Source organism: uncultured Dialister sp., from assembly GCF_900538805.1.
In the GTDB taxonomy this organism is placed as follows: Bacteria; Bacillota; Negativicutes; order Veillonellales; family Dialisteraceae; genus Dialister.
In genome coordinates this window covers 18,363-43,357 of sequence record NZ_UPZP01000007.1, presented here as the reverse complement: position 1 = coordinate 43,357, position 24,995 = coordinate 18,363, and the positions used below count along the sequence as shown (strand labels likewise).

19 protein-coding genes are annotated in these 24,995 nt (G+C 51.5%); 11 read left to right on the top strand and 8 right to left on the bottom strand.

What is annotated here, in order from left to right:
• The first annotated feature begins 689 nt into the window (after positions 1-689).
• The 10 genes from QZQ29_RS01665 (at position 690) to QZQ29_RS01620 (ending at position 13,699) form a co-directional block, all read left to right on the top strand.
• Positions 690-1,442, top strand: coding sequence for an adenosylcobinamide-GDP ribazoletransferase (locus tag QZQ29_RS01665; RefSeq protein WP_296958830.1), 753 nt, complete (start codon positions 690-692; stop codon positions 1,440-1,442).
• Positions 1,427-2,311, top strand: a complete 885-nt coding sequence (locus QZQ29_RS01660) for a GHMP kinase (RefSeq protein WP_296958827.1) — start codon at positions 1,427-1,429, stop codon at positions 2,309-2,311. Before QZQ29_RS01665 ends, QZQ29_RS01660 begins: the two co-directional genes overlap by 16 nt.
• Positions 2,292-3,371, top strand: coding sequence for a threonine-phosphate decarboxylase (locus tag QZQ29_RS01655; RefSeq protein ID WP_296958825.1), 1,080 nt, complete (start codon positions 2,292-2,294; stop codon positions 3,369-3,371). Before QZQ29_RS01660 ends, QZQ29_RS01655 begins: the two co-directional genes overlap by 20 nt.
• Entirely contained in the window at positions 3,368-3,994 is a 627-nt protein-coding gene (cobC, locus tag QZQ29_RS01650; RefSeq protein ID WP_296958824.1) for an alpha-ribazole phosphatase, read from the top strand. Before QZQ29_RS01655 ends, cobC begins: the two co-directional genes overlap by 4 nt.
• 1,374 nt (positions 3,995-5,368) lie before the next feature.
• A complete protein-coding gene (locus QZQ29_RS01645) occupies positions 5,369-5,920 on the top strand; it encodes a sigma-70 family RNA polymerase sigma factor (RefSeq protein WP_296958822.1) in 552 nt (183 codons plus the stop codon).
• 109 nt (positions 5,921-6,029) lie between these two features.
• A complete protein-coding gene (locus QZQ29_RS01640; RefSeq protein WP_296958821.1) occupies positions 6,030-6,236 on the top strand; it encodes a DUF2922 domain-containing protein in 207 nt (68 codons plus the stop codon).
• A 234-nt stretch (positions 6,237-6,470) separates the two neighbouring features.
• The gene (locus tag QZQ29_RS01635) at positions 6,471-6,695 is read left to right on the top strand and encodes a DUF1659 domain-containing protein (protein ID WP_296958820.1); all 225 of its coding nucleotides are present in this window, start codon (positions 6,471-6,473) and stop codon (positions 6,693-6,695) included.
• A 1,711-nt stretch (positions 6,696-8,406) separates the two neighbouring features.
• The gene (locus QZQ29_RS01630) at positions 8,407-10,641 is read left to right on the top strand and encodes a virulence-associated E family protein (RefSeq protein ID WP_296958819.1); all 2,235 of its coding nucleotides are present in this window, start codon (positions 8,407-8,409) and stop codon (positions 10,639-10,641) included.
• Between the two features lie 942 nt (positions 10,642-11,583).
• Positions 11,584-12,912, top strand: a complete 1,329-nt coding sequence (istA, locus tag QZQ29_RS01625; RefSeq protein ID WP_296958818.1) for an IS21 family transposase — start codon at positions 11,584-11,586, stop codon at positions 12,910-12,912.
• Positions 12,905-13,699, top strand: coding sequence for an ATP-binding protein (locus QZQ29_RS01620; protein WP_296958816.1), 795 nt, complete (start codon positions 12,905-12,907; stop codon positions 13,697-13,699). Before istA ends, QZQ29_RS01620 begins: the two co-directional genes overlap by 8 nt.
• Positions 13,700-13,931: 232 nt before the next feature.
• Here QZQ29_RS01620 and QZQ29_RS01615 read toward each other — a convergent pair whose 3' ends face one another.
• From QZQ29_RS01615 to trxA, 3 genes are all read right to left on the bottom strand, one after another.
• Positions 13,932-15,692, bottom strand: a complete 1,761-nt coding sequence (locus QZQ29_RS01615) for a carbon starvation protein A (protein ID WP_296958814.1) — start codon at positions 15,690-15,692, stop codon at positions 13,932-13,934.
• A gap of 50 nt (positions 15,693-15,742) precedes the next feature.
• Positions 15,743-16,345, bottom strand: coding sequence for a hypothetical protein (locus QZQ29_RS01610; RefSeq protein ID WP_296958811.1), 603 nt, complete (start codon positions 16,343-16,345; stop codon positions 15,743-15,745).
• A 1,320-nt stretch (positions 16,346-17,665) separates the two neighbouring features.
• Positions 17,666-17,989, bottom strand: coding sequence for a thioredoxin (gene trxA, locus QZQ29_RS01605; RefSeq protein WP_296958808.1), 324 nt, complete (start codon positions 17,987-17,989; stop codon positions 17,666-17,668).
• A 487-nt stretch (positions 17,990-18,476) separates the two neighbouring features.
• Between trxA and QZQ29_RS01600 the strand changes: the two genes are divergently transcribed.
• Positions 18,477-19,763 (top strand): ATP-binding protein, encoded by a 1,287-nt coding sequence (locus tag QZQ29_RS01600; protein ID WP_296958806.1) that lies wholly within the window; start codon positions 18,477-18,479, stop codon positions 19,761-19,763.
• 70 nt (positions 19,764-19,833) lie between these two features.
• Here the strand turns inward: QZQ29_RS01600 and QZQ29_RS01595 are convergent, their stop codons facing one another.
• From QZQ29_RS01595 to atpG, 5 genes are all read right to left on the bottom strand, one after another.
• Entirely contained in the window at positions 19,834-20,370 is a 537-nt protein-coding gene (locus QZQ29_RS01595) for a nitroreductase family protein (protein WP_296958804.1), read from the bottom strand.
• A gap of 1,071 nt (positions 20,371-21,441) precedes the next feature.
• The gene (locus tag QZQ29_RS01590) at positions 21,442-22,128 is read right to left on the bottom strand and encodes a hypothetical protein (protein WP_296958803.1); all 687 of its coding nucleotides are present in this window, start codon (positions 22,126-22,128) and stop codon (positions 21,442-21,444) included.
• Positions 22,129-22,232: 104 nt separating this feature from the next.
• Positions 22,233-22,652, bottom strand: coding sequence for a F0F1 ATP synthase subunit epsilon (locus QZQ29_RS01585; protein ID WP_296958801.1), 420 nt, complete (start codon positions 22,650-22,652; stop codon positions 22,233-22,235).
• A gap of 3 nt (positions 22,653-22,655) precedes the next feature.
• Positions 22,656-24,089, bottom strand: a complete 1,434-nt coding sequence (atpD, locus tag QZQ29_RS01580; protein ID WP_296958799.1) for a F0F1 ATP synthase subunit beta — start codon at positions 24,087-24,089, stop codon at positions 22,656-22,658.
• Between the two features lie 30 nt (positions 24,090-24,119).
• Complete coding sequence (gene atpG / locus QZQ29_RS01575) at positions 24,120-24,995, bottom strand: ATP synthase F1 subunit gamma (RefSeq protein ID WP_296958797.1); 876 nt, start codon at positions 24,993-24,995, stop codon at positions 24,120-24,122.

Sequence of the window (24,995 nt, the reverse complement as noted above, 5' to 3'; positions counted from 1 at the left end):
CCTGCGCCTTCGGCGCAGAGGGGCGTATGGCATCCATCGGGCCTTCGGCCCTCGGTGCCAAGGGTTGTATAGAAGGGTTGCATCGCTTCGCTCAGGGGAAAAGGCCGTGGTGGGCGGCTTCGCCGCCAGTTTGTAGAAAACAAATTTAGTGGGCTGGCGAGCTAGTGGGCTAGTAAAACCAAACAACCGCCCTTGCGGGCGAGGGAAAACAGGCCAACCGCGCCTTCGGCGCGTGGGAAATGCACCCCTTCTGCCGCCTGCGGCGGCGTCTCCCCCGGAGGGGGAGATTTGCTCTATGCTTCCCTTAGTGCTAACTTAAGTTGCTCTTTGTGCAGCTTCGGATAAAGTCCCCCCTCCGGGGGGAAGGTGGTGCGCAGCACCAAAAGGGGTGTATTTCCCTCGGGCCGTAGGCCCGGTTTGCTTGTTTTCCTTTCGCGCCAAGGGCGCGGTTGTTTGGTTTTATCATAATGGCGCCCCTTTATTTTTGAAGGCGCCTACCACAACCCTCGCGGCACAGGCGCGTCAACCCTTAGAACCCTAAGAACCCTTTGAACCCTCACGCCCGAAGGGCGTGTCCATTGGCGATACCACAACCCTCGGGGCCAAAGGCCCCGTCAAACTTAAGAACCCTTGGGCCCGGAGGGCCCATCAATCTTAAGAACCTTTATTTATATATAGTTGGTGTCAATATGAACTCATTTTTAGTCGGTCTCCAGTTTCTCACCCGCATCCATGTTTCGAACGAGACAGTGTGGAAGGATGAGGAATTCGGGAAGAGCGTGGTCTTTTTTCCCATATACGGATGGATTATCGGGGCCTTTATGTGCCTCATTTATTTCCTCCTGAAGCCTTTGGATATGCCTTATCTGACGGCCTTCCTCATTGTGTTGGGAGAGCTTTTTATATCAGGCGGCACCCTGGCTGACGGGCTGATGGATTCGTCGGACGGGCTGTTTTCGGGCAGGTCCCGGGAGCGGTCTTTGGAAATCATGAAGGACAGTCTCATCGGTTCCTTTGGCATGCTGTCCATCATCATTTTCATCAATCTGTACACCCTGTCCCTGGGGTCCGTGGAGACGTCTCTCTATCCGCTCCTCATTGCGGCGCCTACGCTGGGGCGGCTGAATCTGGTGATCAGCATCTGTGAATTTCCCTATGCCCGGCCCTACGGCATGGGGAAGGCTTTTTCGGCGTACCGGCCGAAGCATGCGGTGGCCATGGCCTCTGTTTTTGCGCTGCTGCCGGCGCTGTATTTCGGATTTCTGTATCTTGTACTGGCGGGGGCGGCCCTTTTTCTGGGGCTGTACCTGAACCGCTGGATTGTGGGGAAAATCGGCGGCACCACCGGTGATACCTACGGCTTTGTGAACCAGGTGACCGAAGTTTTCCTGGCGCTCCTTTTTGTTTTGATAACCAGGGGGAATCTATGGCATATGTTGTAAGCTCGCCGGGATCCTGCGGCGAGTTCATTCAGGGATATATAGAAGGTTCCTCCTTTATGGTGACCTGTCCCATAGACCGTTTTTCCTATGCACTCTCCGGCTTTGAGGGGGAAGGGGACAGGCTTCCGCCCAAGGCCCTTTCGGCGGTGGAGAAGACCCTGGCCTACCTGGGGGAAGGAAATCCGGTGCCCCTGAAGCTCCGGTCCCATATCCAAAAGGGGAAGGGCATGGCTTCCAGCACCGCCGATATCAGCGCCGCCGCCCAGGCAGCGGCCCTTGCCTGCGGCAGGAAGCTGTCGGAGCGGGAAATCGCGGAGATTGCCCTTTCCATCGAACCCAGCGACGCCACCTTTTTCAAAGGGGTGGTGCAGTTTGACTACCGCGAAGGCCGGCTCATCCGGGAAATGGGAATCTGCCCTGCCATGCAGATTTTGATTTACGACTGCGGCGGGGAAGTGGACACCATGCAGTTCAACTCCCGCGTGGGTCTGGTGGACCTGCAGAGGAGCAACGAAAAGAAAATGGCAGAGGCCCTTTCTCTTTTTAAAGAGGGCATCTCCCAAAAGTCCCTGGACCTCATCGGCAAAGCTGCGTCCATGAGCTCCTTTGCCAACCAGAAAATCCTCTTCAAGAAACCACTTGCCGATTTCTACCATCTTGGAATGGAAAGGGGAGGCAAAGGGGTCATCTGCGCCCACAGCGGCACGGTGCTGGGGCTCATTCTCCCCATGGACCGGGACGCCATGGCAGTGAAAAATTTCCTTGATGACAGAATGAAAGGGAGGATTTCCTTCCTGGACCTGGTGCACATTACGAACCAGGGCATGCAGTGCAGAAAGTGTGATATCCATGACTTTGAAAAGCTCTAGGCACGGCGGCGACGTCTTTTCCCTGGACCCCGCCGAAAGAAATAAAATCCTTGATTTCGGCATCAACATCAATCCGCTCGGCCTTTCTCCCCTGGGGAGAAAGGCTCTTTCCCGTTATTGGGAAATCGAAACCCTCCGCTACCCGGACGTGGAAGACCGGGACGTGATAGAATCCCTTTCCCTTGCCTACGGCATGGACAAGGACACCATGGCCCTTGGAAACGGGGCCACCGAGCTCATGTACACCCTCCTTCGCATGGTGCAGCCGAAAAAAGTGCTGGTACCGGCGCCGGCGTTCTCCGAATACCGCCTCTCCGCTGAAGCGGCGGGGGCGGAAACGGAAAGTTTCCTACTGGACAAAGACCGGGGATTTGCCCTGCCCATGGACGAACTGGAGAAGAAAATGGCTCCCGGCTCCCTCCTCTATCTGGGCCACCCGAACAACCCGGACGGCTGCCTTCTCTCAAAGGACGATTTCCAAAAAGTCATGACCCTGGCGGAGGAAAGGGAGAGCTATGTGGTGATTGACGAATCCTTCATCGATTTTGTGGAAGGAAACCTGTCCTACCGGTCCTTCGTAAAGACTTATTCACACCTGGTGGTCATCATGTCCTTAACGAAATTCTACGCCGTTCCCGGTCTTCGCATCGGCTGCTCCTTCGCCTGCCCCCGGCTTACGGAAAAGCTCAAAGAACGGCTCATCCCCTGGAACGTGAACGGCCCCGCCCAGCTCTACATGACCTACGCCGCCAAAGACAGGGAATACATTAAGCAGTCCCGGGCCTTCTGCGCCGCCGAGAGGACATATTTCGCAGAGAAATTATCAGAAATTGAAGGGCTCAAGGTTTACCCGGGCTGTGTCAATTTCATCCTTTTAAAACTTACCGGCTCCATCAAAGACGCCGCCGACTTACAGAAACTTCTCCTTCCAAAGGACATCTTCATCCGCCAGTGCGGCAACTACGAAGGCCTTGATGACTCCTTCTTCCGCCTGGCCGTCAGGACAAGAGAAGAAAACGACCGGCTCCTTAACGCATTGAAAGAGGTTTACCATCCATGATTACACTTTACCTTGTACGGCACGGCCAGACCCTGTGGAACAGCTCCGGCCGCTACCAGGGCCGCACCGACGTGGCCCTGAGCGAAAAAGGCCTCGCCCAGGCCGAAAAAACGGCGGCCTGGTTCCAGGACATCCACCTGGACGGCGTCATCGCAAGTCCCCTCCAGCGGGCCGCCAAAACCGCTGAAGGCATTGCGGCAGGCCACCACCTGACCCTGGAAACAGACGAAAACCTCAAAGAACTCTCCTTCGGCGACTGGGAAGGAAAAACCTACGACGAAATCGAAAAAATCTGGCCCGGCATGATCGAAGCCATGTACCACGACGCCGGCACCATGAAGCTTCCTCACGGCGAATCCTTCAAAGAATGCCAGGAGCGCTGCATGAAAGCCATAAATGGCATTATCCAAAGGGGAGACAACAAAACCTACGCCATCGTCTGCCACGGAGCGGCGCTGCGAACCATCATCTGCGCCCTCATCGACATCCCTTTGGCAAGGTCCTGGAACCTGGCCCTCTCCAATGCCAGCATCTCGGAGGTCATCATCTACCCCGGCGATATGAATGTACTCTATATGCTGAATCATACGGAGCACCTGGGGGATTTGAAGTCCGGGAGCTGAGCAGCCGCGAAGCGGCTGCGATCGGGGGGGCGCCTGACGGCGCGGCCGGGATCGGGATCGGGACCGGGATCGAACAGCCCCGCCGGGCAACCGTCATCCTGAGCGCAGCGAAGGATCTCGGTGCATGGAGTAAGTGACGCCAATGGCAGTAAATACCGGTTGGCGGGGCGGCAGCATTCCCGTAGGGGCCTGCCGCTTCGCGGCAGAGGGGCGTATGGCATCCATCGGGCCTTCGGCCCTCGGTGCCAAGGGTTGTGTAGAAGGGGTGCATCGCTTCGCTCAGGGGGGGCGGTGGGCGCCCTTCAAAGAGAAGGGGCGCCAGTATGATAAAACCATACAACCGGGCTATCGCCCGAAGGAAAACAAGCCAAACTCGCTTTGCTCGTTGGAAAACCATACAACCGCCCTGACGGGCGAGGAAAAAGCGGCACCCCCTTTGGTGGCTGGCGCCACCACCTTTCCCCCGCTAAAGCGGTGGGACAATAAAACCTTTGCAACCGCCTTACGGGCGTGGAAAACCATACAACCGCCCTTCGGGCGGGGAAATGCACCCCTATCCCCGCCTACGGCGGTACTTCCCCCGGAGGGGGAAGTTTTAACGATGCTATAAAATGAGCAACTTAAGTTAGCACCAAGGGAAGCATAGAGCAAATCTCCCCCTCCGGGGGAGAAACCGCCGCAGGCGGCAGAAGGGGTGTATTTCCAACGAGCCTAAGCGAGGTTTGCCTGTTTTCTATTCGCGACAAGGGCGCGGTTGTTTGGTTTTATTATCATGGCGCCCCTTTATTTTTGAAGGCGCCTACCACAACCCTCAGCGCCAAAGAACGGTCAATCTTAAAAACCATTCCCGCCCCAAAGGCGGGATATTTTCTTGCAACTTTTTTTCATTTTCCGTACAATGAAGAAAAGAATTTTTTTATTTCCCACGTTCACATAAAAGCGATTTTTTCTATTAATATAGTAGAAGGGCCAAGTTTATAAGGCAATTCTGAAAACAGGCGCTTTCCTGTCAATCCTAGGCATCGCAGGAGAGGGCATTTCGGAGACGCAGGGATCCCCTTGCTTCCTTCTATCCAATCTGCAGAAAGGATCAAAATATGAACTACAGAAAGTACCCAGGACTCTAAATCAGCCCCATATATGCAGAAATGACGGGAGACTCATGCCTGGCGCGCGCCGTCGTACCCCGTACAGCAGCGGCCGTAGACCATGCAGACACCGAACTCATTGGGCATTCCATGCTGATTTGGAGATACCGGGCTTTTTGTAGTGCAATGAATGTTTTTTAGCGGACCTTAGAGAAAAATAGAAATGGCTGAATAGAATGAAAAGGGCCGCTTTGTCCGGCATTGCCGGGGAAAGTGTCCAAGACTGATGAAGGAGGATTTTATTGAAGAACTGGTGCGCCGCGCCAGAGCGGGAGATATGGCGGCAAAGGAAACATTATGCGAACAGTTTAAGGAATCTATTTATAAGATGGCTCATACGACTTATAAAACACTGGATGCAGAGGATGTGGCTCAGGAACTATGGCTCTGCTTTTTCGAGGATTTAGCACAGTTCGACTTCAAGGCAGGCGTTCCTTTCTCAGCTTATATCAGGACCAGACTGAAATGGCGTGCTGTGAAATGCTGCCGAGCCCACGAAAAGAAACTATCTTCAGAAAGGGTGGCCGATGTGGTCCTGAATAGCAGAGGGATTGATGATGTGAATGACATGGATGAAAAAGAACTTCATGACTTCATCAACCGCTTTCCACTTACTGAAATGCAGAAAGTGTTATTAAGAAAACGTCTTTCCGGGATGACATGGGAAGAAATTGCGGCAGAAAGGAAAGTTTCCCGCTGCGGAATCTATGGATATATGCGGCGTATAAGGAAAATTTTTCTGGCCAGCCGAGAATTTAAAGAAATTTTTGCTGCATGACGTTCACATAAAAGCTCTTTTTTCTATTTATATAGTAGAGGGTGAAATGAACGGAACATCCCAGGGCCCGGGATGGAAAATCCGAAGTGCCCTGAAAGGAGGAATGTGAATGAAGACACTGCAGCTTGTGTTTGCGGCAGGAAGCAACGCCACTGCTACTATCACCATTGCCAATCCGAAGGATGGACTGACACTGGATGAAGTAAAGGCGGCGGTGGCAAAAATCCAGCCCATTATGGTAACCCGCTCCGGCGCGGAATATACCGGCTTCAAGAAAGCAGTTATCATGAGCACCACGGAAGAAGAGCTGGCTTGAGGGAGTGGAGTCATGTGAGGAGAGAGAGGGGGGAGGCAATAGAGCAGGGATCGAAGATCGGGATCGGGATCGAGGAGCCGCCGGCAGGCGGCATACAAAACTCATCGCCCGCAGGGCGATACCACAACCCTTTGAACCTTCTGAACCCTATGAACCCTTTGAACCTTTTCACAGACAATGACTCTACCTAAAGAACAAATCATGAGTAGTACAAACAAAGAAAGGAGGCTGCCTATGGCTGTTACTAAGGCGATTACTGACGTAAAACTGCAGATCCGTGTGCAGGATGGCACCACAGCATCCGGAGCGGCGAAGATCAAAAGTCTGAGCTTCTCCAATATCAAGCTGGATGCCGGTGACCAGGAACTGCTGGATGCGGGCAAGGCGATTGCGGGAATTACCAATTACCCGCTGTCCGGCGTACGCCGCGTAGATACCGGTGATCTTTCGGAAGCGTGAATGATTAGGAGGTGAGTAAAGCGCCGCCCTTGATGGGGCGGCGCTTTTGTATTGGCTGGGGCAGCAAAGCAGCCGGTGGCTGGTAGCTTGTAGCTGGTGGCTGGGAAAAACCATACAACCGGGCTTTCGCCCGTGGGAAAACAAGCCAACCACGCCTGCGGCGTGTTGGAAATGCACCCCTTTTGGTGCTAACGCACCACCTTTGCCACGGTGTGAAGCGTGTCACTGGATTCTCAGTCGCCCAAGGGCTCCCTACGAATCCAGTTCCCTTGCCACCCCGGAGGGGGAACTCCTAGCGTCGCTATAGAATGAGCAACTTAAGTTAGCACTAAGGGAAGCAGAGAGCAAACTTCCCCCTCCGGGGGAAGTACCGCCGCAGGCGGGGATAGGGGTGCATTTCCAACGAGCGAAGCGAGGTTTGCTTGTTTTCCATTCGCCCGTAAGGGCGGTTGTATGGTTTTATCATAAGAGGCGCCTTATATAAATTAAAAGGCGCCCACAGCCTCGATCTCGATCTTCAATCCTCGATCCCAGCCGCTTCGCAGCTGCACGCCCACCACCGCCCCGATCTCGATCCCGATCTCGATCCCGATCCCAGCCCCTTCCCTGTGCATCAAATTTCCCCACTGCATACAGTTTATGATTTGTCATGACACATGATGAAACATTTATGAAACACCAAGAAATAGTATGTAACAGTATGTAACATTTCTACAATTCAATTGTTGCGAAAGAGCAACAACTGTATAAATATTTACCACGCTATTATGAAAAATGTATATTTGTGGTTATAGATTTTTTATTTAACTACGTAATTAAATATATCTTGCATATTATAAGCGTACCGGTTATACTAAATACATGTGTGACGTATCCCGCGCGGCTGAGGGGATCCGGTTGTTGCCATGGCCGGTGTCAGCTGCATATAGTGGGAGTTTACGAATAAAGCACAGCGGTCCATACACAATAATTTTTACTGCATGTAAATTGCTTTCTGTTGTCAGACAGAAGCGGCTGTTTACATGCTCGGTCTGTGATAGATATTCGAAGGCCGGGCTAACCATGCCCGGCCTTTTTCTTGTGTCTTTTTCGCGTATTCCTTGGTTTATTTCAGGACAGTACTGATTCTGCTGCATCTCTCCTTATCAAAGGGTCTGTATCTCTACCGGCACTGCCCTTTGTATCTGATATTACATCAGAAAAGGAGATGGTCTATGCAAAGTTCAAGTATTTTTGGGATCAAACTGACAAAAGCAATCAAAAGCAGTAAAGTTATCGGACATGGCAAGCTGGGACTGTTTCTGCTTCTCCTTTTTCTAGTTATCTGCGGGTCTTTCCTGCGGGGTAAAAGGGAAGGGGGGATTAGTAGCTGGTAGCTAGTGGCTGGTTGCTAGTTTAGTTGCTAGTTGCTAGTGGCTAGTTGTTAAAAACAAAGAACTAGCCACCAGCTACCAGCCACAAGCCACTGCGCCGCAAGGCGCATAGACACCAGCCACTAGCCACAAAACATCTTATGTCTCTATATTTACTCCATTATTTGTCTATTAACCAATACAGAAAGGATGCCACTATGGAAAGAACCTATCAAGTCGCCTTGGCGCAGAACCGTAAAGTGAGAATCTGGGAGAACCGGTCTATGACCTGGCCTGAGCTGGTGGAGAAGATGAAACGGCCTGTACGGACAGGGGAGACCGCAGAGGAGTACCGAAGAATGCCGCGAGCGCGGCAGGCGGATGTGAAGGACGTGGGCGGCTTTGTAGGCGGTTTCCTGAAGGATGGGCTCAGAAAGAAGACCCATGTGGTTTCCAGGTCTCTTCTGACTCTTGACATGGACCATGGCCATCCGGGTGTGGTGTCTGAGGTGCTGGGAAAGCTCTCCTGCACCTGTTTCCTGTATTCCACCCATAAGAGCAGGCCCGAGAGTCCGAGGCTCCGGCTGGTGATTCCTCTTCTTCGGGATGTATCGGCTGCAGAGTATGGGGCCATTTCACGGAAGGTGGCGGAACATCTGGGCATGGAGCTTTTCGACCCCACCACCTTTGAGCCGGAACGCCTCATGTACTGGGGTTCCGTGTCAAAGGACGGGGAGTATGTGGCTCTGGGGCAGGAAAGGGAGCTGCTGGATCCGGACGAGGTGCTGAAGGAGTACAAGGACTGGCGGGACGTTTCTTCATGGCCATCGGCGGATGGAAAAGCGATGGCGGCGACGGTGGCGAAGGCAGAGGACCCATATGGGAAGAGGGGACTGGTGGGGGCATTCTGCCGGGCCTGGCCTATGGATGAGGTGATCCGGACATTCCTTTCTGACCGGTATGAGCCATCGGCGATTCCCGGGCGCTATGACTACAAGCCCGCCGATTCGTCGGCGGGACTGGTGGTGTATGAAGGAAAATTCATGTATTCTTTCCATGCCACGGACCCCCTCTCAGGAAGGATACTGAACGCCTTTGACGCGGTGAGGCTGACCCGTTTCGGCCATCTGGACAGTGATGCGGATGCCGGCTGCGCTGTGGACCGTCTGCCGTCCTACAGGGCCATGATTGACTTTGCGAAAAAGGATGAGCGGGTTCGTGAAGAAATTTTGAAATCGAAAGCAAGGGAAGCGGAAGAGGATTTCAAGGTGCCTGCGCCAAAGGCCGCCAAAGCGGGAACCGTCAAAAGTTTGACGGCAAGGCTGAAATTCAGGTCCGACGGCACCGTGGACAACTGCCTTACCAATTTCCTGACCATCCTTCGCATGGATGAGAAGCTGCATCCCATTTCCTACAACCTTCTCACCGATTCCGTGGACGTTCGGGGCTCCCTTCCATGGCCGCGGATTAAACAGGGCTGGTCGGACAATGACATGTCCCAGCTGAATTCGTACATTTCCAGCCATTACGGCATTTATGCGCCCATGAAGGCCAAAGATGCCCTCATTACCGTGGCCAGCGAGCGCCAGTTTCATCCTATCCGCGAATTTTTCGCGTCCCTTCCCCCGTGGGATGGCGTGAAGCGGGTGGAAATGCTGCTGGTGGACTATCTGGGCGCCGAGGACAGCGAATACACAAGGGCGGTCACAAGGAAAACACTGGCCGCCGCCGTGGCGAGGGTGCATGAGCCGGGGATAAAATTTGACTCCGTCCTTATTGTCAATGGGAGCCAGGGAATAGGCAAATCTACGCTGTTCTCCCGCCTTGGGGGACAGTGGTTCTCCGACAGCCTTACGCTGACGGACATGAGGGATAAAGCGGCGGCGGAAAAACTGCAGGGCTATTTCATATTGGAACTTGGCGAACTGGCGGGCATGAAGAAAGCGGATATTGAGACCGTGAAATCCTTTATTTCCAGACGGGACGACAAATACCGCGCCAGCTACGGTATTACAGTGGAAAGCCATCCCCGGCAGTGCGTCATCGTAGGCACCACCAACGCCGAAAACGGCTTCTTGCGGGACGTCACGGGCAACCGCAGATTCTGGCCCGTGGCGGTCAGAGGCAGTAATGCACGCAAGCCCTGGCATCTGACAAAGGACGAAATCCTGCAGATCTGGGCCGAAGCCATGGCCATATGGAAAGCCAGGGAACCGCTGTACCTCGATAACGAGCTCCTTTCCGCTGCCCGGAAACAGCAGCAGGCCGCCATGGAAGCAGACGACAGGGAAGGACTGGTGCGGAAATACCTTGAAACCAAACTGCCTAAAACATGGGACTCCATGGACCTGTCAGAAAGGCGGCTCTACCTTTCCGGCGCCGACGGCCTGCCGAAAGAACCGGGTGTCGTTACCAGGGACACTGTCACCCATATGGAAATCTACGCCGAATGCTTCGGCCTTGACCCTGCCCGCATGAAGAAACAGGACAGCTATGACATTTCTTCTATCATGAGCAAAATGGACGGCTGGAAGAGGGCGAGCAGGAAAAAGTGTACACCCTATGGGAGACAGAGATTTTATGAACGGGACTAGCCGCGAAGCGGCTGGGATCGGGGTCGGGGTCGGGATCGGGGGGCCGCCTTGTGGCGTAGATCTAGTAGCTTGTAGCTGGTGGCTGGGAAAACCATACAACCGGGCTTTCGCCCGTGGGAAAACAGGCAAACCGCGCCTTTGGCGCGAGGGAAATGCACCCCTATCCCCGCCTGCGGCGGTACTTCCCCCGGAGGGGGAAGTTTTAGCGGCGCTATAGAATGAGCGACATAAGTTAGCACTAAGAGAAGCGGAGAGCAAACCTCCCCCTCCGGGGTGGCAAGCGAACACGATTCGTAGGGAGCCGCAGGCGAGTGAGAATCGTGTGAGACGCTTTCCCGTGGAGAGGTGTCGTAGGCAGAAGGGGTGCATTTCCGACGGGCGAAGCCCGGTTGTACGGTTTTCGCTGCCTCCGGCAGCGCTGCCGCCGTAGGCGGCATAAAAACTTCATCGCCCAAAGGGCGATACCTTCCCCTCTGAACCCTTTGAACCTTCTGAACCCTATGAACCCTTACCCACAGTGTCACTCTGCCTTATTATTTCAACGACTGGAACAAGCTCCCGCATATTCTTGTTCCAGCTTGTCCCATCTCGTTCCAGCTTGTTCCACGGGAACAAAATTTCACCTGTTAATTTTTCCAAAGTTGTTCCACCTTGTCCCATCTTGTTCCGCCGCTTGTTCCACCTGATTTTCCAGTCTTCATCGAGGAAAACAGGACAGTGGAACAAGTGGAACAAGAATATACCTATAGAGATGTACAAGAGAAAAGAGGGGTGTAAATGGCATATGTACGATATATATATACGCTGTTAGAGCCCAGCAATTTTGACCATTTTTAGCTCAGCTAATCTAGCCAATTTTAGCTCAAATAAAACAGCCATTACATTTCTTGAAAAACTCCTTTAAAATAGTGTTGGTCAACAATTCAAGATAAAGGAGGTTCTATGAAAAAGACATGTAATGGCCTTGATAGCATTGTAGCACAAGCCATTTTGGAAATGAAGACAGAGAGGGGAACGGCTTTTAATCTTTCCAATGTAAACCTTAGCGAATTGGAACGCCGTACGGGCATCTCACGCTCCAAGCTACGGACCTGGAAACGTAATGGCTTTATCTTCCTTTCTCCGGGGCCTAAAACCGGCTCTACTTGCAGGAAGTTTCTTATCTTGCAACCATATGTCTCGATGTTAGATTCTTTGCTGAAGAGTGGAGTCAGCAACTCAACAGTTTGTTTGGAAAGACTTCAAAAAATTGGTTTCAATGGCAGTCTCAGTACGGTAAAGCGTTATATCACAGCTCATAAAGACTTAATCCCAGTTCGGCATAAACCTGTCGAAGGACTGGACACTCGCAGCAGGAGATATTCCACTGCTCCTGGAGAAATGTACCAAATGGACTGGGGATTCGTGAATGTTACCACTTCTACAGGTCACCACTACCAGGCAGCCTGCTTTGCCATGAGTTGTCATCATTGTGGGGAAATGTACATTGAATTCTTCCCCAATGCTCGTCAGGAAAGCCTTTTTATTGGTATGATCCATGCATTCCGCTATATGGGGATTCCCAAGTCAGTAATGACAGATAACATGAAGAGTGTCGTTATAGCAAGAGATTGGGCTGGAATTCCTATCTGGCAGAAAGATTATGAGGCATTTATGAAAGAGGTTGGCTTTAAGACCATTCTTTGCAAGCCTCGCCATCCATATACAAAAGGCAAGGTAGAAAGGCTGGTGCGTTTTGTAAAGGAAAACTTTCTGCAGGGGCGGACTTTTGAAAATTTCAATGATTTGAATGAAGCTGCATTAGATTGGTGCAACAGACAGAATAAAGTGTTCCGCCCCTCTCGGGGGATTATTTCGGACGATATTCACCATCATGTGTGCTTAAAAATGGTCAAACCGTTAAAGGAAACAGACTCCATCAGGGGTTACCTTTGCCCACTGCGTAAGATTTCCTATGATGGGTTCATTACCTATGAGCATAGACGCTATGGCGTCCCCTTTTCTTACAAAGGAAGTATTGCCCGTGTATGCCGGGAAGGCCGGTGCCTGACTGTGTACTCCATGGATTTGCAAAATGTCCTTGCATCCTATATGGTCGACTGGTCTATGGGAGATCATCTTTGCCCAGACCAGTTTGTAAAAAAGGAGCCAGAGGAAGTCCCAACAGAGCCTGTTCATGTATCTATAACTCAAAAAAATATGGTCTCTTCCGGCTCAACAAATCTTTTCTTCAAATTCAATTTCGAAAAGGGAGGGATAAAAAATGATTGATGATAAATTTTATGATGATATTGAATCCATCAGCAAATGTCTGCATATTAATCTGACTGCGCAGGAAATTGCTCGTCTGGCAACTGAAAACCACTTTTCAGAAAGTACAATGCAGGATATTCTGAGTATATTTCAGTATATTTCGGATAAGAAGGACCAGATTGCCATAGAAACATTTCTTAAATTAAGTCGGCTTCCGATTAGGCATCCAAAGACCTTTGATAATTTTGACTTCACTGCTATTCGTGGCAAAAATGCAGCTCAGTTAACTGAACTTAGGACCTTGTCAGCTGTTTATGCCCACAAGAACATTATCTTCATTGGCCCTGCAGGTACCGGCAAAACTCACTTGGCTCAGGCTTTTGGTTATGAATGCTGCAAGCATAAGTTAAAGGCTTATTTCATCAAGATGAGTGAACTCAGAGATAAATTTCTTCGCGCTCGTGCCAAGAATACAACCAGTTACCTCTTGGCTGATTTGGTACGACCATCCTGCCTTATTATTGATGAGGTAGGGCATTGCCAGTTTGATAAGGAAAATACACAGCTTTTCTTTGACCTCATAGACAGACGTTACAACAAGGAAGGATGCAACAATATGATTTTCACCAGCAACAAAGAGCCATCTTCTTGGCGGGAAAACTTCAGTGAAGATAATGCACTCCTCTGCACACTGGACAGGATTTTTGATGATGCCATGGTTTTTGAACTGAGAGGCAATAGTTTCCGCGGGCAGAATCTTGAAACGTATAGCGTAGAAACCGAAAGAGTTCATTCCAACAGATAAAGCTGCTTTTAGCTCTTAGTTAACATATATCTTGAGTTGTTGGCCACAATTCCTGAGCTAAAATTGGCTAAAATTGATGGACTAAAAATGGCTATAATTGCTGGGCTCTAACATCCCTCTGTCCCCCTGTCTCGCTGTCCCACTATCTCACTGTCCCACTGTCTCACCATCCCCCTATCCCCCACATAAAAAAGCAGCGGTCCTTGCGGTTCCGCTGCTTTTATTTCTACACTTAATCTTCCATTTCATCCAGTCCGGAGAGTTCTGCTGTTTTTTCCAGCTTTGCCTGTTTCCGCTGATGGATGATGGTGCGGTATCCTTCCACTGCCAGCTCCAGGGCCAGGCCGATGAGGAGGATGCCGATGCCGGCCTGGGCGTAGGGGCCCCAGTCGGTGGTGCCGTTCATAATCATGAGGATCTGGTTTCTTACGATGATAACCAGGGAGCTCAGGGTGACAATCATCATGAAAGTCATGGGAATGAGGAACATTTTATTGTTCTTCCCCGCATTGCCCAGCCATGTGGCCACAGCCAGGAGGCCGATACCTGCCAGGAGCTGGTTGGCTGCACCGAAGAGGCCCCAGATTTTCATGAAGCCTCCCATGCCGAGGAGAATACCCAGCACCACGGTAAGGATGGTGGCAAAGTAGGGGTTCACCATGATTTTCTTGAAGGTGCCGTCAATGTCCTTCGGTGTCTGCCCCGGTTCCAGCCAGAATTCCTGGAACATGAAGCGGGCCAGTCTGGTGGCGGTGTCCAGGGAGGTGAGGCAGAAGGCGGAATAGGTGAGCACCAGCAGGGTGTACATGCTGCTTTCCATGGACGCAAGGCCCGGAATGGCAGCAATCATGGCTGCAATGCCGCCGGCGAAAATATCGGTGGCTCCCTTCACATGACCGGTCTCCCTTGCGTAGGCAATGGCACAGAGGGTGATGATAGCCAGTACGCATTCCAGCAGCATGCCGCCGTAGGCAATGGGTTTCGCATCGGATTCTTTATCCAGCTGCTTGGAGGTGGTGCCGGAGGAAACGAGGGAATGGAAACCGGAAATGGCGCCGCAGGCTACGGTGGTGAAGAGGATGGGGAAGAGGTACTGGGTACCGTTTCCATTGTCCACGGCAAAGCCGGTGTACGCCGGGAAAAGATCCGGGTTAATATCCGGATGGGCTCCTACGATACCTACCACCGCCACGATGAGCATGGCGTAGAGCAGGAAGGAGGAGAGGTAGTCCCTGGGCTGCAGGAGAATCCACACGGGAGTGACGGAGGCAATGGTAATGTAAAGGCCGATGAGCCACATCCAGGTGTGGGTGGAGAAATAGAAGGGGTGGAAATTCATGCCGATGGCCATGCAGAGCACAATGGCTGCTACGCCAAGGATGGTGGAAGCCACCATGCCGGTGTGGCGGCGGTATACCGCAAAGCCGAAGACAATGGCCACGGCAATGAAGAGGAGGGACACCATGGCCACGGAAGCCGGGGTGGCGCTCTTCGCTTCGTTCAACACGCCGTTTTCATAAACCGCACCAAAGGTGGAAGCCACGATGGCCGCAAAGGCCGCCACCACCAGGATGAGTGTGAGGTAGGAGAAAATAATAAAGAGCTGCTTCGCCCTTTTGGACATATTGGCGGAAATGATTTCGCCGATGGACTGGCCGTTGTGGCGCACCGACGCGAAAAGGGCGCCGAAGTCATGGACGCCGCCGAAGAAGATGCCGCCCACCAGCACCCACAGGGTCACCGGAAGCCAGCCGAACATGGCGGCGCCAATGGGGCCCGTAATGGGGCCTGCGCCGGCGATGGACGAAAAATGATGGCCCATGAGGATAGGCGCCTTGGCAGGCACATAGTCCACGCCGTCCTCCATGGTATGGGCGGGGGTGGGAATGTCACCCTTCCCTACGCCCCACTGCTTCACCAGCCAGCGGCCGTAAAAGATGTATCCGCATAAAAGGATCACTAAGCACACAGCTAACAATACAAGGGTATTCATACAGCGGCCCCCTTTCGTGAGGGTTGAAATACCGGTTTACCGGTGGATAGTCAGGCATCCGCTTTCATGTATTCCTGATGAAAGGGATAATTCTCAAATACTTTTTTCAGTCCCTTTTCCATGCACCTTCCTGCGCGGTTGAAATAAAATTTCCCGCTTTCCAGCTCCAATGCTCCTGCATGGTATTCCATCCATCCGTGGAAAGAAAAGCGGAACGATTTGTACCGGCGGCACTTCACCAGCGCCTTCGCCGCCTCCACATCCATGGAATCGCAGATAAACAGGGGTGAAATATAGGTGTACATATGGCCCGGTCCGATGTGGGCCATATCCATACCCGCCTCGTAGGCGTACTCCGAAAGCTCCCGGAACACCGCCAGCGTAAGACGGGGCACTTTGAAGAGGAAAATAAACTCCTCCTGCGCAGTGGCCCAGAGCTTTGCGGAATGGAAGAGAAAATATTTCTCCCCCTGTTCATAATACTCACATACCGCCGAAAGCTCCGACTTTCCCGAAAAGAAAGGCTTCTCCAGGTGGACGGCCTCCGCCAGTCCACGGGCTTTCTCCTCCCTTACTCCATCGAAGCGGGTAATGGTGTAATACCGCCGGTACCCGTCCAGCAGCCGCTCCACCGCTTCCTCCTTCTCTCCCATGGGCCCTCCTTTCATAACAAAATAAGATTCTAAGTGCACATAATTAGATGTGTTGGCTTAAATATACTCTTTCTTTTTCTTCTTTCCTAATAGAAGATACTTATAAGTAGTGCAAAGAAAAATAATGTGCATTTGTTGGGCTGAGGCATGGGATTTGGGAGACAATTCGTCGGAGGACTTTGGGGAAAAGTTTCCTATTGGCAGGGGACACTTTGGTGTTTCATACCGGCAGGAAACTATGCGCAAAAGGTTTCCTATTGTGGTGAAACACATTGGTCTACCATACCGACAGGAAACTATGCGCAAAGGGTTTCCTATTGAGATGAAGCACTATGCCCAGCATACCGACAGGAAACTATTTGCGAAAGGTTTCCTATTGAGATGAAGCACATTGGTCTACCATACCGGCAGGAAACTATACGCGATGGGTTTCCTATTGCGATGAGGCACATTGGTCTACCATACCAACAGGAAACTATACGCGATGGGTTTCCTATTGCGATGAGGCACATTGGTCTACCATACCGACAGGAAACTGTACGCAAAAGTTTCCTATTGAAATGATACACATTGGTTAACCATACCGGCCGGAAACTGTTTGCAGAAAGTTTCCTATTGTGGTGATACGCATAGGTGTACCATACCGGCAGGAAACTGTTTGCGAATGGTTTCCTATTGAAATGATACACATCGGCTAACCATACCGGCAGGAAACTGTTTGCGAATGGTTTCCTATTGAAATGATACACATTGGCTAACCATACCGGCAGGAAACTGTTTGCGGAAAGTTTCCTATTGTGGTGATACGCATTGGTGTACCATACCGGCAGGAAACTATTCGCGAATGGTTTCCTATTGAGATGAAGCACTATGCCCAGCATACCGACAGGAAACTTTAACTCCGGTACGATTTCATGTGCTTTCATTATCATTTAGTACTGTCCTAGGCAAATAAAAAAGCCTGCTGGCGGGGAAACCAGCAGGTTTTTGGAGAGAGGGTAAATTATTATCAAGAAAATCCAAGGTAAAAATGATAAGAATCAACGCACCTCCTTTTCTTCGTGCATCAGCGATATTTCCTAGATTCATGGGGATTTGAACCGGGAAAGACGCTTCTGTACTTTCCGTTGACCATCGGTCAACTTATGTACATATTATATCATCTTTTTCCCAAGTTGCAAGCCCTTTTTTATTTATTTTATCAAAAGATTTTATAAACAAAAGTTGTGTAAATGTTATATTATTTCTGTTTTGATTATCTACCGTAATAAAAAGGAGGACCGCCTAAAAGGCAGTCCTCCTTTCCTGATTTTGAGAAAATCAGGCCATCATGTTTTCCAGCTGGCTGATAAATTCTTCCTGGGGAACGGCGCCGATCATGCGGTTCACTTCTTCCCCGTCCTTGAAGAGGATGATGGTGGGAATGGACATGATGTCGAACCGGCCTGCCAGGTCCTGCAGTTCGTCCACATCCACCTTGCAGAAATGAATCTTGTCGCCCAGCACTTTCTCCGCATTTTCCATGACCGGAGCCATCATGCGGCAGGGTCCGCACCAGGTGGCCCAGAAGTCGATGAGGCTGTAGCCCTTATGGTTTGTGATTTCTGTATCAAACTGTTCATTGCTGTGGATTTCGGTAATCATAGGTTTCTCTCCTTTAAAAATCATATATTTAACTTATTCGATGTATTTATTATAACACAGAATGTCAAATGGGAAAAGAGGCCGCTTTGCGGCCCGGGTTCAGAGGGTTCGGCCCGCCAGCGGCGGGCTGGTTCAGTGGGTTCAAAAGGAAAAAGGTTCTTAGGATTGACCGGCCTGACAGCCGGAAGGTTCTTAGGTTTGACAGCCCCTATGGGGCTGAGGGTGGTGGTGGCGCCCTGGGGGCGCAGATTTTAAAGAAAAAGGCACCGCTGCCGCCACAGGTTGTGTAGAATGGTTATGTTTGCTTCGCTCAAGGGAAAAGGTTCTTGAGATGAACCCCCGATGGCCGGATGGTGCTTACTTGGGAAAGCTCCTCCCTTTTTCCTCAGCATATCTTTTATTTTGTCTTGTGGATAGAACGAAAATGGGGTAATATTGTATTATGAATTGGACAATATAATCCTATTTTCGTTCTATGGAGGAAACGATGATTACCAGAGTAACCATTCAGGAGATTTTGGCTGACCAGTGGGAAACCATGTCGGAGCAGACTTTAATCAAGCGCCGCTTTTCCTGGGCCGATGAGCTGAATTACTGCCTCACCGGCATACGACGGGCCGGAAAGTCCTACATGCTTATGCAGAGGATACGGGACCTGCTGGATAAGGGAATCCCAAGGGATGCTATTTTATATGTGAACTTTGAAGATGAACGGCTTTTGGAAATCACCGCCGGCGATTTAAATAAATTTATTGAGGTACAGGCTGAAACGGCACCGCAGCACAGGGTTTCCTATGTATTTCTTGATGAGCTGCAGAACGTAGCGGGCTGGGAGAAATTTGTGCGGCGGCTGGCGGACAGCAAGTATCATGTGTATGTAACCGGAAGCAATGCAAAAATGCTCAGTCGGGAAATCGCCACCACCCTGGGTGGCCGTTTCATGATTGAAGAGGTTTACCCTTATTCCTTTGCAGAATATCTGAAGGCCTCCGGCATGAAGCCGGACCTATCCCAGGGATTGACCACCAAGGGGCGGGCCGCCATGTTCCAGGCCTTCCACTCCTATCTTATGGAAGGAGCATTTCCGGAGCTCATCGGCCTCAAAGCAAAAAAATTGTATCTCAATACCATTTATCAGACCATTTATGTGGGAGATATTATCGCAAGGAACGGCATTACCAATGAATTCGCCCTGCGCTTACTGCTGAAAAAGCTGGCCGAATCGGTATGCCGCCCCATTTCCTACAGTCGGCTGGCCAATATCGTAAAAGGCAGCGGTGCCGCCATTGCCAAATCGACGGTGATTAAATATATTTCCTATATGCAGGATTCGTACCTCATTTTCCCAATCTACAATTACCAGGGTAAACTTCTGGATAAGGAAATGACCCCTAAATACTATTTCATGGACACGGGCCTGCTGAATCTGCTTACCCTTGACGGCGCCACGGCTTCGCTGGAAAATCTGGCGGCCATCGACCTTGTCCGCCGTTTCGGACAGGAAGAAGTGTACTATTATGAAAAGAACATTGAAGTGGATTTCTTTGTGCCCAAAAGGCGAATGGCTATGCAGGTGTGCTATGCGCTCCACCAGTCGGAAGAAACATTCCGCCGTGAAGTAGAAGGACTTTTGAAATTTAACGCTCATATTCCGGGGCAGGATTTATACATCCTCACCGTCGGTGAGGAGGGAACCATTGAAATGGACGGCGCCGTCATTCATGTGGTGCCCATGTGGAAATGGCTGCTCCGGGAAGAGCCATGCATCATATAAACATAAAGAAGGCTGAGAGGAAATGATTGATATTTTTTCTCAGCCTTCTTTATGATTTCATAAACAGCCGTTACTTTCCGGTGTACACAGTCTTCTTGTGGCTGCCATAGAGGTCAAGGAACACGGCATTCTCGTCGTAGCGGTTAATACGGACCGGTGTCTTGTCGGCATAGCCTACGGCGATGATGCAGAAGGGATCCAGTTCGTCCGGAATGTCCAGGATGTGGCAAAGGTGAACTTTTCTATCCTGGTAGGGGTACACCTGCATCCACAGGGTAGACAGTCCCAGATGTTCCGCTTCGATCAGGATGTTCTGCGCAGCCGCTGCACAGTCGAAGGTCCATTCTTCGGGGAAGGAAATGCCCTCTTTCTTCCCTACGATGACAATGGCCGCCGATGCTTTTCTAGCAGGACCGGCGATGATGCTGTTGTGGGAAATGGCTTTCACCAGGTCTTCCCTGGTGACGATGATGAAATCCCGGGATTTCTGGTTCCCCACCGCCCGGGCCTGCATGCCCGCCTTCACCAGGGTCAGAAGCTCATCGTCCGGCACCGGCATTTTCTCCTTGAAATACCGACAGGTTCCTCTTCTGAAAATTTCGTCCATGATTCTTCCTCCTTTTATTATTATGATTTCAGCTGATACTTTCTTGCCTTTATTATACCATATAAGGGCCGCTTCGCGGCCCGGGTTCAGAGGGTTCATGGACACGCCCTTTGGGCGTGAGGGTTCAGAGGGTTCAAAGGGTTCAGAGGATTCAGAGGGTGTGGCAGCGCCCTGCGGGCAATGAGTATATAGCCGCCTTCCGGCGGCAGGTTGCGTAGAAGGGTTGTGCTCGCTTTACTCCGGTGAGGGCGGTGACGCCAGACACTAAAAAGACCTTGCCGGAATGGCAAGAACGATTTTGACTGCAGTGTTATTTCTACGCTTACCTTCCTGCTGAATTGGCCGCCTACACGGTCAGCCGACCAAAAGGAAGGCCCTTTCATGGGCAGGTTAAGGGCCAACTTCGGCTGACTTGGAGGTCCTATGCAGGGCCTCCACAGCCACCCCCTATCCCGCTCCGCGGGACTTTCCCCTAAAGGGGCAGAATAGACCCCTCTCCGCTTCCTTGTAGAATCATGTGGCACACTGCCCAGCGCCCATAGTCCCACCGCTTTAGCAGGGGCACAATAAAGCTCCACAAAACATTTTCCTCATAGGCTGCTCTATTTTAAGCACGGGTTATTGTCCCACCGCTTTAGCGGGGTGGCAAAGGAACTGGATTCGTAGGGAGCCAATAGGCGAGCGAGAATCCAGTGACATGCTTTCCCGTGGAGGAAGGTGGTGGCGGCAGCCACCAAAGGGGGCCGCCGAAAGGCGGTATACAAATTGGCGCCCGCAGAGCGCCCACCTTCACTTACCATTTACCCAGCTCTTCCCGCCGACTGGTATTTACCTTCATTTCCGCTACTTACTATTCTTACCGAGATCCTTCGCCTGCGGCTCAGGATGACAGCGCCCGGGGGGAAGAAAGCCAGCAGACAGCGGTAAGCGGACAGCGGATAGCGGACAGCACTGTCTCACTTCCCCACTGTCCCACTATCTCACTAGCCCACCAGCTCACTAGCCCACTAGCCCACTATCTCACCAGCTCACTATCTCACCAGCCCACTAGCCCACTATCTCACCAGCCCACTAGCCCACTGCCTTTTTCACATTCTTCACGAACCGGTCCACGATTCTTCCGTACAGGTCTTCCGGGTGGTTTTCAGCATTTCTTACTCTTTTGTCTTCGCTGGTGGCGATGAGGTTTCCTGTTTTGGTGTCGTACCATTCGAAGGTGACGGTGACCTGGGCGTAGGGGACCCAGTAGTCGGGGACGAATTCGGGGTAGGTGACGGTGCGGTAGTATTCGTGCCATCTGCCGTCTTTATCGCGCCAGGCGTCGCGGACTTCGGTGTTTCTCCATTCCGTATGGGCCGGCACCAGGTAGGAGTCCACCTGCCAGGTGGTAATCCGGGGCTGGATGTAGATGTCCGCTCCTTTCGCCACCGCTTCTTGGGGAATGGCGGTGTCTTTCCCGCCTATGACGGCGTCTTCCGTTTTATCCCTGGCAATCAAATTTCCTTCGGGTTTAGGTTCTTCAGCCAGAATGGTGAGGTCATTGATTTTTGAAATTTTCTTGTAGAATGTATCTTTCAGTTTCCATTCTTCGGAAATGGACAGTCCTTCGAGACCTTCGGTGTCCATTTCATCGATGTAAATGGTTTTGACCGACCGGAAGGGATAGGCGCTGTCCTTCCACTCGGTGTAGTCTGCCCTGGCGGCTGCAGGGATGAGGAGGAAGAGGGCGGTGAGGAGGGTAAAAATCAGTTTTCTCATGGTCATTCTCCTTTCTGTTTTCTTTATCATACCATGGACAGGAAATGAAAGGAATTTCAGTCAAAGCAAAAGAGCTGCAGAAATCTGCAGCTCTTTTGTTGGAATTAGAGACTTTTCGTTGCGGAAAGGCGGATGAGGGCACGCATGAGGGCCAGTCTGGCGCGGTCCACATCGATGTCTTCGGTGCGGTGGGCCAGCCGTTCTTCAGCACGCTTTTTTGCCGCCTGGGCACGGGCTACGTCAATGTTTTCCGCCAGTTCGGCCAGCGGAGCGATAACATTGACTCTGCTGTTCTTGGTTTCAAGGAATCCGCCAAAGACAGCGATTCTTTCCTCCTGGTCCGCTTTTTTAATGCGCACGACGCACATGGAAAGAGCAGCAGCAAGGGGAAGATGGCGTTTCATGACAGCGAATTCGCCATCTTCTGCACGGGCCACCACCATGTCTACGCCGTCATCCTGATAGATGGCGCCGTCCGGACTGATGACTTCCACGTGCATAGGATTAGTAAGGGTATCAGCCATGGCTTATTCCCCTTTCTTCATCTTTTCAGCCTTTTCGATTGCTTCATCAATGGTGCCCACCATGTAGAATGCACCTTCCGGCATATCATCATGCTGACCTGCAAGGATTTCCTTGAAGCCTCTGATGGTTTCTTTCAGCGGTACATATCTTCCCGGGGAACCGGTGAACTGTTCAGCTACGAAGAATGGCTGAGACAGGAATCTCTGAATCTTTCTGGCGCGGGCAACGATGACTTTGTCGTCGTCGGAAAGTTCTTCCATACCGAGGATGGCGATGATATCCTGCAGTTCTTTGTAGCGCTGCAGAATGGCCTGTACGCCGCGGGCTACTTCGTAGTGTTCTTTGCCGAGGACGTTCGGGTCAAGGATACGGGAAGTGGAGTCCAGCGGATCTACTGCCGGATAGATACCCAGTTCTGCAATGGAACGGTTCAATACGGTGGTAGCGTCCAGGTGGGTGAATACGCCAGCCGGAGCCGGGTCGGTGAGGTCATCGGCCGGTACATAGACTGCCTGTACGGAGGTGATGGAGCCTTCCTTGGTGGAGGTGATTCGTTCCTGCAGTTCGCCGATATCGGTGGCCAGGGTTGGCTGGTAACCTACGGCAGATGGCATACGGCCCAAGAGGGCGGATACTTCGGAGCCTGCCTGTACGAAACGGAAAATGTTATCTACGAAGAGAAGTACGTCCTGGTGTTCCTTATCACGGAAGTATTCTGCCATGGTCAGGCCGGTCAGTGCTACTCTCATACGGGCTCCCGGCGGTTCGTTCATCTGGCCGTATACAAGGGCTACCTTGTTCAATACGCCGGAGTCTTTCATTTCGCCCCAGAGGTCGTTGCCTTCACGGGTACGTTCGCCTACGCCGCAGAATACGGAGCAGCCGTTGTGTTCGGATGCTACGTTGTGGATCAGTTCCTGAATGAGGACTGTTTTGCCTACGCCTGCACCGCCGAACAGACCTACCTTACCGCCTTTTGCGTATGGGCAGATGAGGTCTACGACTTTGATGCCGGTTTCGAAAATTTCAGCTGCCGGGGACTGGTCTTTGAAGGCCGGTGCCTGACGATGAATGGGCCAGTAGTCTTTTGCTTTGACCGGTGTGGGGTCTTTATCTACTGTCTGGCCTAATACGTTGAAAATACGTCCAAGGACGCCGTCGCCTACCGGGGTAGCGATTGCACGGCCGGTGTCGACAGCTTTCATTCCACGTACCATGCCATCTGTGGAGCTCATGGCTACGGTGCGGACTACGCCGTCGCCGAGGTGCTGCATGGTTTCACAGATAACATCTACAGGAACGCTGCCTTTGTCGTCTTTTACATGGATTGCATTATAGATGGCAGGAAGTTCTTTGTCATCATCGAAGGCGATATCGACAACGGCGCCGATAACCTGGACGACTTTACCTACCTGCATCTCCTGTTCATTTGCCATGAAGAAGCATTCCTCCTTAATCGATATAGGTTATTCCAGCGCAGCTGCGCCGCCGACAATTTCGGAAATTTCGTTGGTAACCTGGGCCTGGCGTGCTTTGTTGTACGTAAGGTTGAGGTCGGCGATTCTTTCGGTTGCGTTGTCGGTAGCAGCGGACATGGCAGCCATTCGGCTTCCCAGTTCGGAAGCGGCAGACTGGAGCATGGCGTTGTAAACCTTGACCTGTACATATTCAGGGAGCAGTTTGGAAAGAACGGAGGCTGCATCGGGGAGGAACATATACGGTTCTTCCGCCTGGAGCTGTCCTTCTGCTTCCTTATCCGCCTCTGCCGGGTTCTGGACGGGCAGAAGTTTTTCTACCTGTACCTGCTGGCGGAGAGCGGTGATAAATCTGGTGTAAATAATATAAACTTCATCCACTTCTTCCTTCACGAAGTAGTCAACCATTTCTTTGGCTACGTCGATGGAGTCCTGGGCCTGAGGTTTATCTGAAAATCCGAAGTGGTAGGAGTCAAGATCATACCCGCGGAATTTAAGGTAGTTTCTACCCTGTTTGCCGCACACATAAAGTGCATAGGATGAGCGATCCTTACCGGAGATTTCGTGCATGGTCTGCTTCATAACGTTGGAGTTATAAGCACCGGCAAGGCCTTTATCTGCGCTGATGACGAGATATCCGACCTTCTTTACTTCGCCTTCTCTAAGGAGGGGGCTGGTAAAACCGGGTGTTACCGAAGAAGCACGGCGCAGGAGCTCTCCGATTTTTTCAGCATAGGGACGGGAGCCGTTTGCCTTTTCTTCTGCTTTGCGCAGACGGGCAGCGGCAACCATCTTCATTGCTTTTGTGATCTGCTGGATGTTGGTGACAGATTTAATGCGCCCTTTTATATCACGCGTACTTTCCAA

Coding starts and splice junctions, on each gene's coding strand:
- QZQ29_RS01665 (WP_296958830.1), top strand. CDS start 690: ATGAACTCATTTTTAGTCGGTCTCCAGTTTCTCACCCGCATCCATGTT.
- QZQ29_RS01620 (WP_296958816.1), top strand. CDS start 12,905: ATGATTGATGATAAATTTTATGATGATATTGAATCCATCAGCAAATGT.
- QZQ29_RS01655 (WP_296958825.1), top strand. CDS start 2,292: ATGACTTTGAAAAGCTCTAGGCACGGCGGCGACGTCTTTTCCCTGGAC.
- trxA (WP_296958808.1), bottom strand. CDS start 17,989: ATGATTACCGAAATCCACAGCAATGAACAGTTTGATACAGAAATCACA.
- QZQ29_RS01595 (WP_296958804.1), bottom strand. CDS start 20,370: ATGGACGAAATTTTCAGAAGAGGAACCTGTCGGTATTTCAAGGAGAAA.
- QZQ29_RS01610 (WP_296958811.1), bottom strand. CDS start 16,345: ATGGGAGAGAAGGAGGAAGCGGTGGAGCGGCTGCTGGACGGGTACCGG.
- QZQ29_RS01590 (WP_296958803.1), bottom strand. CDS start 22,128: ATGAGAAAACTGATTTTTACCCTCCTCACCGCCCTCTTCCTCCTCATC.
- QZQ29_RS01645 (WP_296958822.1), top strand. CDS start 5,369: ATGAAGGAGGATTTTATTGAAGAACTGGTGCGCCGCGCCAGAGCGGGA.
- QZQ29_RS01635 (WP_296958820.1), top strand. CDS start 6,471: ATGGCTGTTACTAAGGCGATTACTGACGTAAAACTGCAGATCCGTGTG.
- istA (WP_296958818.1), top strand. CDS start 11,584: ATGAAAAAGACATGTAATGGCCTTGATAGCATTGTAGCACAAGCCATT.
- cobC (WP_296958824.1), top strand. CDS start 3,368: ATGATTACACTTTACCTTGTACGGCACGGCCAGACCCTGTGGAACAGC.
- QZQ29_RS01585 (WP_296958801.1), bottom strand. CDS start 22,652: ATGGCTGATACCCTTACTAATCCTATGCACGTGGAAGTCATCAGTCCG.
- QZQ29_RS01615 (WP_296958814.1), bottom strand. CDS start 15,692: ATGAATACCCTTGTATTGTTAGCTGTGTGCTTAGTGATCCTTTTATGC.
- QZQ29_RS01640 (WP_296958821.1), top strand. CDS start 6,030: ATGAAGACACTGCAGCTTGTGTTTGCGGCAGGAAGCAACGCCACTGCT.
- atpD (WP_296958799.1), bottom strand. CDS start 24,089: ATGGCAAATGAACAGGAGATGCAGGTAGGTAAAGTCGTCCAGGTTATC.
- QZQ29_RS01600 (WP_296958806.1), top strand. CDS start 18,477: ATGATTACCAGAGTAACCATTCAGGAGATTTTGGCTGACCAGTGGGAA.
- QZQ29_RS01630 (WP_296958819.1), top strand. CDS start 8,407: ATGCCGCGAGCGCGGCAGGCGGATGTGAAGGACGTGGGCGGCTTTGTA.
- QZQ29_RS01660 (WP_296958827.1), top strand. CDS start 1,427: ATGGCATATGTTGTAAGCTCGCCGGGATCCTGCGGCGAGTTCATTCAG.